Raw genomic sequence first — 14,394 nt, forward strand, 5'->3', positions numbered from 1 at the left:
CGCAGCAGCGCCGGCTTTGGCGCGGTGCGCGATTCAATATCCGTGCCGGCGCGGCCACCAGCGCGCACTGCGCTGCCGCTGCCGCAGCGCGGCGCGCAGTTCGGCATCGGGATGCCGCGCCAGTTGCGCGCGCTGCTGCGGCGTGAGGGTGATGTCGGTGCCAAGGCCGGCGCGCAGCAGCATCACGTCCATGCGCAGCAAACGCGACGGCCGTGCCTGCGCGGCGTGCGTGATCAGCGCCGCGCCCAGCCACGCCAGCGTGCCGCGCGACAGTGCCTGGCGGTCGCCGTAAATGTCGGGCACGCCGCGCGCCAGCGCATTGCCGACGCGCAACGTGCGCAGCGGCCACGCGGTGTGCACGGTGAGCGCGTCGCGACAGGCCTGCGCGAGATCGGCCTCGGGCAGCACCGCGCCGTGCAGCAGCGCGGGGATCAGCGCGCTGCGCGGTCGTTGCGCCCACGCCACGCAGGCAGCGGCGGCACGCAGCGCGGGATGCGCAGCACGCCAGGCTTGTTGCCACGCCGCGGGCTGCGGGCATTGCCGCGCCTGCGCCAGGCACAGCAGCGCGCGCACCGCGCCCAACCGCGCGCGTGCGGTGTCGCGCTGCAGCCAGCCGGCCAGCGGCGTGCGCAATGCATCCTCGAGCGCGTCGGGCATGGCCAGCAGTGCCGTGGCAGCCGGTGCACCCAGCACGTCGTCGTCGAGTGCGCGCGCCAGCGCCGGTGCCAGCGTTTGCATGCGCTGCACCCCGGCGCAGCGCGCGGCTGCGGGCAGACGCGCGACGTTGAACGCCCAGGCGATGTCGTCGGCGCGCTCGGCATACGCGTGCGTCGCCAATGCCGTCAGCGCCGCGGATTTGACCGCGCGCTCGGCTTCGGTCACCACCGGCAGCAGTCGATCCAGTGGCGGCTGGTACAGGGTTTCGCGCAGCGCCGAATGCGCGGCGGGCGCGTCGATGCGCGCCAGCATCTGCACGGCAAACAGGCGCGCGGCGTTGACCACTTCGGGCGGCTCGGCCAGCAGCGCGCGCAGGCCGGGGATGGCGGCGCTGCCGAGTGCGGCGATGCGCGGTTCAACCTCGGCGTGCTCGGCCAGGTCGTGGCACCAGCGCGCGATCTGCGCGGCGTCGGTGTGCGTGCCGGGTAATGCCTGCGCCGCGCTGCGTACGGCGTGCGCCGGATGCGCCAGCAGCGCGCTGCGCGCCGCCTCGCGTGGCGCATCGGCCGGCATGCGTGCCAGCGCGCGCACGATCTCCAGTCCCTGCACCACATCGCCGGGATGCGCCAGCGCGCACGCCGCCAGCGCCGCCGCGGCGGCGGAATCGCCACGCTTGCCCAGCGCGATGATCGCGCTCATGCGCGCCGCGGACAGCGGATGCTGCAAGGCCAGGATCAGGCGCTCGCCGTAAGGCCGCGCGGCCCAGGCGGCGAAATCGGCGCCGCAATGCGGACAGCGCGTGTCCTGCGCGCCGACCTCGGCGTGGCATTCGGGGCAGAACCAGGTGGACTGCTCGCTCATGACAGCGAGGACGGACTGTTGCCCAGCGCGGTGGCGAGGCGCGTGATGTCCTGCGCCAGTTGCACGGGATCGGCCGCGCCGGCGCTTTGCCCGGCGCGCAACTGGCGCTGGCGCGCGGTGACGTGGGCATCCAGCCAGGCGTGCAGCGCCGCGGCGTAAGCACGGCAGGCTTGCTGCAGCGCCGGGCCGCATGAGCGCTGCAGGCGCTGGCGTTGCCACGCGCGGCCCAGCGTACCCAGCGTGCGCGGCGGTGGTGCAGGCCACGGCGTGGGCTGCCAGTCGAACGTGGGCAGCGCGGCGTGGTCGTCGCCGGCCTCGGCTGTCAGCGTGGCGTGCGTTTGCCGTGCGAGCTGGTGCGCGATATCCGCGGCCAGCGTGCCCAGCGCGGCGGCGCCCATGCGCGCCAGCGCGGCGCGGCGCAGCAACGCGGCGGGTGCGCGTTCGGAGAATTCGGCAATGGCGTGATGCTGCGCGCGCGTGGCGGTCTCCAGCGCCAGCAGCGGCGTGCTATCCAGCGTCGCGGTGTTGCCGGCGTCCTGTTCGCGTGCGGCCAGGCGCAGGCTGGCCAGGATCTGCCGGCCCAGCACTAGCGCACGCGTGCCGCTGCGTGCGGCGGCATCCACATGCAGACTGGCCAGCAGCGGCTGCAGCTCGCGCTCGCGCCAAGCGCGCAGTTCATCGCGCCGCGCCGGCACGCTGCTCAGCGCATCGATTTGCACCGTGGTGTTCAGCGCGGCGCCCAGCTGGCTGGCGAGGTAGGTGCTTTGTTCGCGCACGGCGTCGCTGTCGACCAGATCTGATTTGGTCAGCAGCACGCGCAGCGTCGCGCCGCTGTCGAGCACGGCTTGCGCCAGATCGCGCTCCAGCTCGGTCAGCGTGGCGCTGGCGTCGATCAGCAGCAGGCCCAGATCGCTGCGCGGCAGATAATCGAGCGCGGCGGCACGTGCGTGGCCTTGGAGCGCGCCGAGGCCGGGCGTGTCGGTGAACACCGCCTGCGCCGCCCACGGCAGCGCGCCGAGGCCGACACGCACCTCGGCCAGACGCTCGCGGTTGCCGGGATTGCCCTGCTCGCTGATGTGCTGCGCGAGTTCGTCCAGGGGGCGCTGCTCGCGGCGGCCATCGAGATAATCCAGCTCCAGCGCCGGCTCGGCATCGGCCAGCAGACGCGTGGTGACGGCGGTGACCGGCACCACGCCCACCGGCAGCAGCGCGCGTTCGATCAGCGCATTGAGCAGCGAGGACTTGCCGCTGCTGACGCGACCGACCACGGCCACCTCGACGCGCCCGCTGCGCGCGGCCAGCGCGGCGACGCGCGCGCGGTACTCGCCGAGGCGATAGCGCTGCACCAGCTCCAGCAGAAGCGCGCCGAGCGTGTCGTCGGGTGCCGGCTGCGCCAGTGTTTCCTGGATGCGCAGCCCGTCCTGCATGCCTTCGAGCAGGGCGCTGATTTCCGCGGCCAGTGCGCGGCAGGCGGCGGCGCCGTCCTCGTCCAGCGCGCCGAATCCGGCCAGATGCGCGGGGCGCAGTTCCAGCGCGACGTTGCGCAGCAGGGTGATCTGCGTGTCCAGCGCCCAGCGCGGATCCAGCTCGCCGTGGCGTGGCGTGGCGATGCCCTGCGCGCGCAGGAAGCGGCGCAGGCTGCCGCGCAGACGCTGCAGGGCGGCTTGCAGCGCGGCAGCATCGGCCGCGGACAGTGCCGTGCGGTAGCGCGGAAACACCTCGTCGCCGCGCGCCTGCGCGCCCAGCAGCAGCGCGTCGGTCAGCGTCTGCTCGATATGCGCCAGGCTTTGCACGAGATGACGGCGTTGGTTGTCGCTGAGCACGAAAGCCTCCTGCGGCGCGCATCATCGCAGTCTTTGCGACGGCCGCGACGTAAACTTTCCCTGCTTGGAGTCGCGATCAGGATGCGGGTTCCGCGCAGGGGTGCGCATGGCCCCGCGCGTGACCGCCCAGGCATCATCCCCAGGAACCCACATGCCCGGTATGTACGTTTATCGCGCCAGCCGCATCGAAGCACTGGCCGAACAACTCGCACAGCAGCTCGCCGCGCAGCCGCCGGCCGCGGTGCTGGCGCCGCGCACCGTGGTGGTGGCGCACCTCGGCATGAAGCGCTGGTTGCTGGGCGCGCTGGCGCGGCGCCGCGGCAGCGACGGCAGCCCCGGCATCGCCGCCAATCTGCACCTGCTGTTGCCCGGCGAATGGTGGCTGCGTCTGGGCGATGCGCTGCTGGGCAGCGATGCCGATCCGGCATGGCAGCGCGAAGTGCTGCGCTGGCGCATTCTCGATCGGCTCGATGCGCGTGACGTTGCCGGCGCACTGCGGCGTTTTCTCGACGCCGCGCCGCCGCGTCGCCGCTGGCAACTGGCCGAACATCTGGCGCGGCTGTACGGCGAATATCAGATGTATCGCCCCGACTGGCTGCTGGCCTGGGCCGCGGGTGACGACACGCCGCGCGATGCCGACTGGCAGGCCGCGCTGTGGCGGCGCCTGCTGGCCGGCAGCGCCGCGCAACCGCGCGTGCAGCGCAGCCAACGCGTGCTCGAAATGTTGGCGGCGGCGCGCGCTGGGCACGCCGAGCCGGTGCATGTGTTCGGCGTCAGCCATTTGCCGCCGGTGCTGCTGCAGGCACTGCAACTGGCAGCGCGCACGCGCGCGGTGCATGTGTATTTCCCCGATCCCTGCCGCGAGCTGTGGGACGACCTGCGCAGCCAGCGCGCGCTGCTGCGCGCCGGCGATAAGGCCGCGGCGCAGCACTATGAAACCGGCCATCCACTACTGGCCAGCCTCGGCCGCATCGGCCAGGATTTCGCCCTCGCGCTGAATGCCGACGTCAGCGCGCAGGATTGGCGTGACCCGCTGGACGAGAGCGACGCGCACACCGCCGCCGCGCCGCTGCTGCAGCGCGTGCAGGACAGCCTGCGCCGGCTCGCGCCGCAGCTGGCCGGCGCGCCGCTGGATGCGCAATCGTGCGCCGATTCCAGCCTGCGCGTGCACGCCTGTCATGGCCGCCTGCGCGAGCTGGAAGTGCTGCGCGACGCGCTGCTGGCGTTGCGCGTGCAGCACGACGATCTGGAGCCGCGCCAGATCGTGGTCATGGCGCCTGACATCCAGGCCTACGCGCCGCTGTTGCCGGCGGTGTTCGGCACGCCCGGGCAGTGGCACGACGCGGCGTTGCCGTATCACATCGCCGACGTGCCGCTGGCCGCCACGCACACGCTGTATGCGGCATGGCGGCAACTGCTGCACCTGGCGCAGGCACGCTGCACGCTGGCCGAAGTGCTGGACTTGCTCGACGTGCCCGCATTGGCGCGTCGCTTCGGGCTGGATGGCGCCGCGCGCACGCGCATGGCGCACTGGTTGCATGAGGCGCACGTGGCCTGGGCGTTGGACGCGGCGATGAAACCCGCGTTCGGCGCGCCGGCGGAGGACCTGCATACCTTCGCCTTCGGTCTGGATCGGCTCATCGCCGGCTGGCTGCTGGGCGACGACGCACCGGGACGCATGCTGCGCGCCGCACATGCGCGCGGGCAGGCGATCGTGCCGCTGCTTGCCGCCGCTGGCAGCGAACTGCCGTTGCTGGCCGGACTGGCGCGGCTGCTCGATGAGCTGGCGCGCTGGCACGCCGCGGCGTCCATGCAGCACGACGGTGCCGGCTGGAGCGCGTGGCTGGCGCAGCGCATCGATGCGTGCTTCGACGCCGACGACGAGGATGCGGACGCGCAGGCCGCGCTCGGGCAATTGCGCCGGCTGGCCGCGCAGCCCGGCGCCGAGCTAGCCGCGGCAGGTGTGGAGCGGGCGTTCGCGTGGGAGGTGATCAGCGCGCAGCAGTGCGCGGCGCTGGATGAGATTCCCGCGCGCCAGCCCTTCGTCGCCAATGGCATCGCGTTTTGCGGCATGGTGCCGCAGCGCACGATTCCCTATCGCGTGGTCGCGTTGCTGGGCTTGAACGAGGGTGCGTATCCGCGCAACAGCCCGCGCTCGTCGCTGGACCTGATCCTGCGCCATCCGCGCGCGGGTGATCGCAGCGCGCTGCAGGAAGACCGCTATCTGTTTCTGGAGGCATTGATGGCAGCGCGCACGGCCTTGCACCTGAGCTACGTCGCCGAAGACCCCGCGCAAGGCAGCCTGCGCAATCCCGCCGCGCCGCTGGCCGAGTTGCTGGCGTTCCTGGATGACGCACATGGCCTGGCGGGCGGCGACGCGGCACGGGCGTGGTGCGTGCGGCACGCGTTGCAGCCCTTCGCCGCGGTGTATTTCGAGCAGGCCGACGCCGCCTGGCGGCCCCATCCGGCGCTGCGTTCGTTCGCCGTGGCGTATGCCGGGGTCGACGGCGCCGGCCACGCGCCGCCCGGCGCGGCGCCGCTGCTGCCGCACGCGGGCTTGTCCGCGCCGGCACTGGATGCCGATGCCGCAAGCCTTGCGCAACTGCGCGCGTTTCTGCGCAAGCCGGCGCAGGCCACGGCGCGGCAGATGCTGGGCATCGTGCTGCCCGACGGCGACGGCGACGCCGATGCCGGCGCCGACGAGCCGCTGACGCCGCGCACCGAACCGCGCCAGCGTGTGCCGGCGCGGTTGCTGGAGCACGCACTGGCGCAGGGGCAGGCCACGCTGCCCGCGCACGCGCCAGACTGGCTGGCGCGCAGCGGCCTGCTGCCCGCGGGCGCGATCGGCGCGCTGGCCTGGCGCGATCTGCGCGCGCCGGTCACTGCCGCACTGGCCCTGCTGCACGGGCATCCCTGCGCGCAGGCGCCACTTGTGGAAGTCGACTGCAGGGTGCGCCTGGATGACGGCAACGTGCTTGGCGGCAGCGTGGCGGCACGGCGCGACGCCGCGGGCCGGTACTGGCTGCTGCGTGTGGAAACGCGCAAGACGCTGGACTTCAGCGTGCGCCTGCCGCTGTGGCTGGACTGGGCCGCGCTGGCGCTGAGCGTGCCGGCGGCGCAACTCGGCGGCTGCGTGTTGCTGCAGGTACATGGCGCCAGCGCGGAGATCGACGCGCTGGCGGCCAACGCCAGCAGCGATGCGACGCTGCTGCGTGCCGGCATCGCGCGACTGTGCGCGCTGCGTGATGACGTGCTGCACGCGCGGCGCTGGTACTTTCCGGCGACCGCCTGGGCCGTGGCCGAGTCCGCGCCCGAGTCGCGCAGCGCGCGCGCGCGCAGTGCCTGGGAAGGCAATCAGCAGAGCACCGGCGAACGCGACTACGCGCCGGCCTACGCCGCCTTGCTGGCGCGCGGCCGCGACTGGATCGCCGAGCCGCAGACGTGGCGGGACTTCGTCGCGCAGGCCGGCGCGCTGGCCGCGCTGGTGGGTCTGCAGGCGCAGGAGCCGGCCGATGCGTGAGCACGACGACATGCGGATCGCGCCGCCGCAGGCGCTGGACTGGATGCGCCTGCCGCTGGCCGCGCCGCGCCGCGTGCTGATCGAGGCCAGCGCTGGCACCGGCAAGACGCATACGCTCACCCTGCTGTATCTGCGTTTGCTGCTGGAAGCACCGGATGACGCCGCGGCGGACGTGCGCGGCATCCTGCTCAGCACCTTCACCGAGGCCGCCGTCGCCGAGTTGCGCCAGCGCCTGCGCGCACGCCTCGACGAAGCCGAACGCCTGCTCGCGGCGCGCAGCGGCGGCGCGGCGCTGGCCGTTGGCGAAGCCGCCGACAGTCTTGCGCGTTACCTGCACACGCATCTGCCGCTGCCACCCGCGGCGGCGCTGCTGCGCGTGCGGCGCGCGCGCCAGGATCTGGACCTGGCCCCGATCCTCACCCTGCACGGCTTCTGCGCGCGCGTGCTGGCCGAGCTGGCCTTCGACGGTCAGGGCGACCTGAGTCCGGGCGAGCACGTCGACGAGCACGACCTGCTGGATGAATGCCTGCGCGATTTCTGGCGCCAGCGCTACCAGCGCAGTGCTGTGGACGCCGGCGAGCTGGCGCTGATCGTGCCGGGCGGCCCGGACGCATTGCGTGGCGAGCTGCGCGAGTATTTCGCCCTGTCCGCGCCGCGCATCCACGGCGGCGGCCGCGCCGCGCTGGACGCACTGCTGCCCGCGCTGCTGACGCCGCGCCGCGTCGCCGCGCTGGGCGCGCTGGCGCAGGATGCGACGCGCTACAAGCGCAAGGCCAGCAAGCTCGGCAACCGGCTGGCCGCGCTGCATGCCTGCGCGCAGAACCCGGGTGTTGGACCGGCCGATTTGCAGCCGCTGGTCAAGGAGTTCGATGACGCACTGGTCGCGGACGGGCAAAACCCGCAAGCCGCGCTGCTGAGCGATGAGCCGTTGATCAAGGATTGGCTGCGTGCCGCCGAATTGCTGCGCGAGTGGCCAGCCATCGTGCGCGGCGAAGTACTGGCGGCGGCCATCGACTTCTGCCGTACGGCCATGGCGCAACGGCTGCAGCAGCGCGGCGGGTTCACCTTCAGCGCGCTGATCGAGCGCGTGCGCGAACGCGTGGTGGATGACGCGCACTTCGCGCAGCGCCTGTTCGAGCGCTATCCCATCGCGCTGATCGACGAGTTCCAGGACACCGACCAGCGCCAGTACGCGATCTTCGATGCGCTGTACCGAGCGCGCGGCACGCTGCTGCTGGTCGGCGATCCCAAGCAGGCGATCTATGCGTTCCGCGGCGGTGACATCGCCACCTATCGGCGCGCCGAACGCAGCGTCGATGCGCGCGTATCGCTGGCGGTGAACTGGCGCTCGACGCGCGCGTACCTCGACGCGCTCAACGGCCTGTACGCGCACGACGCGGACGACGCCATGGGCGCCGGCATCGCCTACCGCGCCGTGCACGCCGGCGGCAGGGCCGATGCCGAGGCCTTGATGCGCGCCGGCGCGTGCGTGCACGCGCCGCTGATCCTGCGCCTGCCGCGCACTGAGCAGGAGCCGCCGCGCACGCTGACCGAGGCCGAGGATTTTGCGCTGCGCGCTTGCGCCGCCGACATCGCGCGCCTGCTGGTGTCGGGCGAGTACGCGCTGGGTACGCGCGGCGTGGATCCTGGCGATATCGCCGTGCTGCTGCCGACGCACCGGCAGATCGCCGCGTTGCGCCAGCATCTGGCCATGCGCGGCGTGCCGGCCGCGGGCGCGGGCAAGGCCTCGGTGTTTGCCACGGCGCAGGCGGATGATCTGGCGCTGATCCTGCACGGCTTGCTCGAGAACGGCGCCGCCGCGCTGCGCGCCGCGTGGCTCACCGACCTGTGGGGCCTGGATGCGCTGGCGCTGCGCGCGCTGGATACCGACGCGGCCGCGCTGCAGGTGCAGCTCGCGCGCAGCGCCGAATACACGGCGCGGTGGATGCGCCAGGGGCCGCTGGCGCTGGTCATGGCGTTGATCGAGCGCGCCGCGTCGCGTTTGTTGGCGCGTCAGGACGGCGAGCGCGCGTTGACCGATCTGCGCCATCTCGGCGAGTTGCTGCAGGCGCAGGCCGCGGCGGGATTTCCGGCGCACGCGCAGCTGGCCTGGCTGCACCGCCAGCAGGCCGATCCCGACGGCGATGCCGATGAGCACCAGCAACGCATCGACAGCGACCGCGCGCGCGTGCAGTTGCGCACCCTGGCCAGTGCCAAGGGCCTGCAGTGGCCACTGGTGTTCCTGCCGCTGGCATGGCGCCCGGAGGCCGCCAGCCGCCGGCCGCATCTGCTGCGCTTCCACGATGCCGATGATCGCCTCGGCGTGGACATGGGTGCGGCTGCACGCCCGGCACACCGGCAAATTGCCGCGCGCGAAGCGCAGGAGGAACGTGCGCGCCTGCTCTACGTGGCACTGACGCGCGCGCAGCAGGCGTGCTGGGTGTACTGGATCGCGGTACCCGGCACGCACGCGCAGTCGCCGCTGGCCGCGCTGCTCGCGCGCGCAGTCGCCGCTGCGCCCGGCGCGGCGCTGGACGAGCGCCTGACCGTGTTGCCGCGTCGCGTGCCGCAGATCGCCATCGATGCCAGCGCGGTTGAGTACGCGGCGAGCTATCGACCCGCGGTCGCGGTCGCGCGCGAGCGCACGGCGCAAACGCCGCCGCCGCCCGCGCCACCATGGCAGCAGTGGAGCTTCACCGCGCTGACGCGCCACGCCACCAGCGAACCGCGCGCCGCCGCCGATGAAGGCGATGACGTCGCTGCGGATGCCGGCGCCGAGGCCTGGCATGAATCCGCTGCGCATGCCGAGCTCGAAGCCCTGCAAGCGCTGCGCGGGCCAGCCTTTGGCGATGCCGTGCACGCCCTGTTCGAGCACGCCGCGCCGGGCGTTCCGATGGCGCGGCAACCGATGCTGATCACGCGCGCGCTGGCCGACAGCGGCGTGCAACTGCCGGCATCCGAGGCCGCGCCGCTGCGCGCGCGCCTGGCCGCGCGCATCGACGCCTGCCTGCATGCCGATCTCGGCGACGGCCTGCGCCTGCAGGCGCTGGCGGCCGACGCGCACGTCGCCGAAATGGAGTTTCTGCTGCCGCTGGATAGCGTGCCGCTGCCAGCGTTGCGCGCGCTGTTGCAGCGGCACGGCGCCGCTGCGCTGCTGCCCGAGGCGCTGGGTCACGGCACGCTGCGCGGCATGCTCGGTGGTTTCATCGACAAGATCGTCTGCTGGCAAGGCCGCTACCACGTGATCGACTACAAGACCAACTGGCTGGGCGCGCGCGTGGACGCTTACCAGGGCAGCGCGCTCGCGGCCGCGATGCACGAACACCACTATCCGCTGCAGGCGCTGTTGTACACGCTGGCGCTGCATCGCCTGTTGCGCCAGCGCCTGCCCGGCTACGACTACGCGCGGCACATGGGCGCTGCCTTGTACCTGTTCGTGCGCGCGCTGGACCTGGCGCCGCAGGCGGGTGTGTGGCGGCAGCGCTTCGATGCGGCGCTGGTGCAGGCGCTGGACGAACTCTGCGATGGGGCACACGCATGAATCCCGCCGCCGACGCGCTGGCACCGGAACTAGCGCTGCACGCCTGGGTGTTGCGGCATACCGGTGATGCACTGCTGGCGCGCGCCGCCGCCAGCGCCGCGCGCGCCGAGCGCGCCGGACATGCCTGCGCGTGGCTGGGCGAGGAGGGCTTCGACGCCGCGCAACTCGTGGCCTTGTGCGCGGCGCCGTGGGTCAGCGCCGGGGTCGCCGACGCGCCGTTCGTGCTGGATGCCGCCGGACGCTTTTATCTGCGCCGCAATGCCGCCGCCGAACTGGCCGTGGCCGCGGCACTGCAGGCGCGCGCGACGACACCTTTGCGCGCCGTGCAGGGGCAGGACGCGCTGCTGCAGGCGCTGCTTCCCGGTGCCGCCTCGGCCGAGCAGCGCAGCGCACTGGCCGCCGCGTTCGGGCGCAGGCTGTTCGTGCTCAGCGGCGCGCCGGGCACCGGCAAGACCACGTCCTTGCTGGCGCTGCTGCTGGGCCTGCTGCGCCTGCACCGCGACTGCGGCTGGCCCGAGGTGCCGCGCATCGCGCTGGCCGCGCCCACCGGCAAAGCCGCGGCGCGACTGCAGCAGGCGCTGCGCGGCGGCATGCAAAACCTGCGCGCGCGATTGCACGGTGATGCCGAATGGCAGGCGTTGCTGCCGCACCTGCCGGCACTGCAGGCGGGCACGCTGCAGCGCCTGCTGGGCGCGCGCCTGCAGCGGCGCGGCGCGGCGCTGGCCGCCGACATCGTCGCCGTGGACGAGGCCTCGATGGTCGACCTGGGCCTGATGCACGCACTGCTGCAGGCGCTGCGCCCGGACAGTCTGCTGATCCTGCTGGGCGACCCCGATCAACTCGCTTCGGTGGAAGCCGGCAGCGTGCTCGCCGACATCATCGCCGCAGCCACGCCGGACAGCGCGCTGGCGGGCTGCATCGGGCGCCTGACGCGCTCGCATCGCGCGCAGGCCGGGCTGCTGCCGCTGCTGGCGGCGACACGCGCGGGTGATGCGCAAACGCTGCTCGATGCGGCGGCCACGGTTTCCGCCACGGCATCTGCGCCCGTCGCCACGGCGCTGTTCCTGCGTCGCGCACCACGCGATGCCAGCGACCTGCGCGCCGCGCTGCACGCCTGGCTGCGGCGCCATGCCGATGTGTACCTGCGCCTGCTGCAGCCGGACATCACGCCCGCCGCGGCATTGCAATTGCTGGCGCGGGTGCAACTGCTGTGCGCGCTGCGCAGCGGACCGTTCGGGCAGATCGCCGTCAATCGCGCGGTGGAAGCCTGGCAGCGCCAGCAGCAAGCGCTGGCGGCCGGCTTCTGGTATCCCGGGCGCGTGGTGATGATCACGCGCAACGATGCCGACACGGGCCTTGCCAATGGCGACGTGGGCGTGGCCTTGCGCGGCCGCGATGGTCTCGAAGTGTGGTTCGATGCCCAGGATGCCGATGGCCTGCCGGCGCCGCGTGCGCTGCCGCCGCACTACCTGCCCGAGCACGAGCCGGCCAGCGCCATCACCATCCACAAGAGTCAGGGCTCCGAGTACGACCACGTCGCGGTGCTGCTGCCGCCGGATGCCGACAGTCCCATCCTCAGCCGCGAGCTGGTGTATACCGCGCTGTCGCGCGCGCGTCATGGCGTCGAATTGTGGTCCGGCGAAGAGGCATTGCGCGCCGCGCTGGCGCGCCCGGTGCGTCGCGCCGGCGGCTTGCGCGAGCGCCTGCAGGGTTGCTAGTCGCGCGCATCGCGGATTCGGCACCTGTGCGGCGATGTATCCGCGCGTCCGCTCCGCACCCTTGCGGCGCAGGTTACGCGCGGGCGTGACGCGCGCTCCTGGTTCGCCTCATCGACCCTTGAGGATGTGCCACCCCGGCAGCGTGCAATGGCTGCTGCGCTGCGCGCGCGGCGGCGTGCCGCCGCGTGGCGCGGGCTGTGGCCTGACCTCGATCCGCGCTTGCCCCAGCAATCGATCGCTGCGGTCGCGCGCGCTCAGACGGTAGCGCCCTGGGCGCAGCCAGAGCTGGCGGATTTCCTCCGCGCAGCGCAGCACCAGGCGATCGGACGGGATCGCGTCGTGGCCCTCGCCGACCGGACGCGCCTCGATCAGGCACGGAAAGCGCTGCATGCACAGGCTGTCCTCGACCTGATAGGGATCGCGCAGGCCCCACAGGCCCAGCCAGGTCGGGCGCCCGCGCTGCAGCAACTGCGGCGGAAAGAACACGCTGACGTCATAAGCACCCGGGCGCAGCGACCATGGCTTGCCGTGGCGCGTCTCGAACACGATCGGCTGGGTCGGGTGCAGCGCGCGCATCACCGCGCTCCAGATCGGCTGGTTGTCCGCCGCACGCAAGTGGCCGAACAGCATGGTCTGCTCGACCGCCAGCGGATCGATGCCGGAAATGCGCATGAAATCCTCGGCCATCGAATGACCGCCCAGGTACACGCCGCGCTTCTTGATGTGGGCGAAGCCGGCATCGACCACCAGTCGCGCATCGGGATGGCCGGCAAATGCGCGCCGATAAAGATTTGCGGCCTCCTCGCGCTCGCGCGCGTGGCGATGCGCACTGGTGGCAGCCTCGTAGGCGATCACGCGGTAGCCCAGTTGCAGCGCCGTGCGCACCATCTCCGCCTCGATCGGCTCCTCGGTGTAGAACCCGCTGGCGGCGGTCGCATAGCCGCGCCGCATCAGCGCCGCGCTGTCGCTGTGGTACAGCGTTTCCGCGGCGAAGGTGTCGTAGCCCTCGGCGCGCAATCGCGCCAGCAGCGCCACGGTGAGCGTGCGCGTGATCGGCGCGCTGTGGTTTTCGTTGAAGAACACCGCGCGGCGCGTGCGCGCCAGCGCGGCGATGGCATCCAGTGCCGGCACGGCATGCCAGCGCGCGCTGGCCAGCGGCGAGGGAGCATCGTGCGACGCGGGCAGTTCGGCATAGGAGAAGCTGCGCTCGGCGCCGATGTAATTGCCGAGAAAGGTCTGGTACCAGCTCAGGTACTGACCGAAGATCACATGGAAGGCGCGGCCGTGATGTGCGAAGTAGGCGTGGCGCATCACCGCGTACTGGGCCAGCAGACCGCGCTGACGCTGCGCGCGGTCCATGATCGCCTGCGCGCGGTTCATGGCCGCGATCTGCTCGGCCTGCCATTGCGCCGGGCTGGGCTGCCACGCGGCGGGTTGCGTGGCGCAGGCGCCGAGGATCCATGCGGCGCACAAGCCAATCGCGGCCACGCGCGCTGCCTGCAGCGAACGTCGCACGCAGCGCCCGGAGAACGGCCACAGCATGTGCATGCGCGCGCCCATGCGCGCAGTTCAGCGCGCCGCGCGCGGCCGCGCAAGTGCGGACCCGGAACGAGCAGGGTGCGATTTCTGCGCTCTTCAGCGCAATGGACGCGCAGCTCTTTCGCGCGCCATCCCAACCCCCGTTCCGGTTCCTCAATACGTGCGCCCGTCGCGGTGCGTGTAGCCGCCACCGCCACCGGGCAGATCGAGATCGATGTCGGGATAGTGCGCGGCATCGCCAGCCGGGTTGCGTGTGCCGACCTCGAGGATTACTGCTTCCTGTGGGCCGCGATTCTGCAGATGGTGCGCATCGGCCACGCCGGCGGCGAAGCCGGCGCAGTCGCCGGCGCGCAGTACCTCCTCGCCGGCGTCGGTCACCAGCACCACCTCGCCTTGCAGCACGTAGATGAATTCGTCCTCGGTTTCGTGCCAGTGGCGCTGGCTGGACCAGCTGCCCGCGGGCAGGCGCAGCAGGTTGACGCCGAACTGGGTCAGGCCGGCGGCATCGCCCAGCTGCCAGCGCCGGCGTGCGCGGCAGGGCTGGTCGTAAGGCGCTGGATAGCCCGTGCCGAAGCGCGTGGGCGCGTGTTCGATGTCGATCGTGCTCATGGCGCTGCTCCGCATGGGTGGGGGTGGTCGAGGATGGTCCGCGCGCCGCGATGCAAAAGCTACGCGCCGCGTCAAGACTTATCCACCGCGCATTGCGGATTCGTAAGGCAGCGTGAACATCCATGT

At 72.5% G+C, this 14,394-nt stretch carries 7 protein-coding genes; 3 read left to right on the forward strand and 4 right to left on the reverse strand.

The window, feature by feature from the left end:
* Window positions 1-33: 33 nt before the first annotated feature.
* Both Mschef_RS17675 and Mschef_RS07670 read right to left on the reverse strand, forming a co-directional pair.
* Entirely contained in the window at window positions 34-1,518 is a 1,485-nt protein-coding gene (locus tag Mschef_RS17675; RefSeq protein ID WP_176212426.1) for a zinc ribbon domain-containing protein, read from the reverse strand.
* The gene (locus tag Mschef_RS07670) at window positions 1,515-3,341 is read right to left on the reverse strand and encodes a dynamin family protein (protein WP_081127230.1); all 1,827 of its coding nucleotides are present in this window, start codon (window positions 3,339-3,341) and stop codon (window positions 1,515-1,517) included. Before Mschef_RS07670 ends, Mschef_RS17675 begins: the two co-directional genes overlap by 4 nt.
* A 151-nt stretch (window positions 3,342-3,492) precedes the next feature.
* Between Mschef_RS07670 and recC the strand changes: the two genes are divergently transcribed.
* The 3 genes from recC to recD are packed head-to-tail and all read left to right on the forward strand — an operon-like array spanning window position 3,493 to window position 12,120.
* Window positions 3,493-6,861, forward strand: coding sequence for an exodeoxyribonuclease V subunit gamma (recC, locus tag Mschef_RS07675; protein WP_168708957.1), 3,369 nt, complete (start codon window positions 3,493-3,495; stop codon window positions 6,859-6,861).
* Entirely contained in the window at window positions 6,854-10,402 is a 3,549-nt protein-coding gene (locus Mschef_RS07680) for a UvrD-helicase domain-containing protein (protein ID WP_081127232.1), read from the forward strand. Before recC ends, Mschef_RS07680 begins: the two co-directional genes overlap by 8 nt.
* The gene (gene recD / locus Mschef_RS07685) at window positions 10,399-12,120 is read left to right on the forward strand and encodes an exodeoxyribonuclease V subunit alpha (protein WP_081127233.1); all 1,722 of its coding nucleotides are present in this window, start codon (window positions 10,399-10,401) and stop codon (window positions 12,118-12,120) included. The genes Mschef_RS07680 and recD overlap by 4 nt, the downstream gene beginning before the upstream one ends.
* A gap of 108 nt (window positions 12,121-12,228) precedes the next feature.
* On the opposite strand, the gene Mschef_RS07690 is transcribed toward recD, so the two are convergent.
* Both Mschef_RS07690 and Mschef_RS07695 read right to left on the reverse strand, forming a co-directional pair.
* On the reverse strand, window positions 12,229-13,680 hold the full coding sequence (locus Mschef_RS07690; protein WP_081127234.1) for a hypothetical protein: 1,452 nt from the start codon (window positions 13,678-13,680) through the stop codon (window positions 12,229-12,231).
* A 132-nt stretch (window positions 13,681-13,812) separates the two neighbouring features.
* Complete coding sequence (locus tag Mschef_RS07695) at window positions 13,813-14,268, reverse strand: cupin domain-containing protein (RefSeq protein WP_081127235.1); 456 nt, start codon at window positions 14,266-14,268, stop codon at window positions 13,813-13,815.
* Window positions 14,269-14,394 lie beyond the last annotated feature (126 nt).

This window comes from Metallibacterium scheffleri, from assembly GCF_002077135.1.
Taxonomy (GTDB): domain Bacteria; phylum Pseudomonadota; class Gammaproteobacteria; order Xanthomonadales; family Rhodanobacteraceae; genus Metallibacterium; species Metallibacterium scheffleri.

What these genes read in the sequence shown, in the direction of transcription:
- Mschef_RS17675 (WP_176212426.1), bottom strand. Translation starts at nt 1,518, where the DNA reads ATGAGCGAGCAGTCCACCTGGTTCTGCCCCGAATGCCACGCCGAGGTC.
- recC (WP_168708957.1), top strand. Translation starts at nt 3,493, where the DNA reads ATGCCCGGTATGTACGTTTATCGCGCCAGCCGCATCGAAGCACTGGCC.
- Mschef_RS07680 (WP_081127232.1), top strand. Translation starts at nt 6,854, where the DNA reads ATGCGTGAGCACGACGACATGCGGATCGCGCCGCCGCAGGCGCTGGAC.
- recD (WP_081127233.1), top strand. Translation starts at nt 10,399, where the DNA reads ATGAATCCCGCCGCCGACGCGCTGGCACCGGAACTAGCGCTGCACGCC.
- Mschef_RS07690 (WP_081127234.1), bottom strand. Translation starts at nt 13,680, where the DNA reads ATGGGCGCGCGCATGCACATGCTGTGGCCGTTCTCCGGGCGCTGCGTG.
- Mschef_RS07695 (WP_081127235.1), bottom strand. Translation starts at nt 14,268, where the DNA reads ATGAGCACGATCGACATCGAACACGCGCCCACGCGCTTCGGCACGGGC.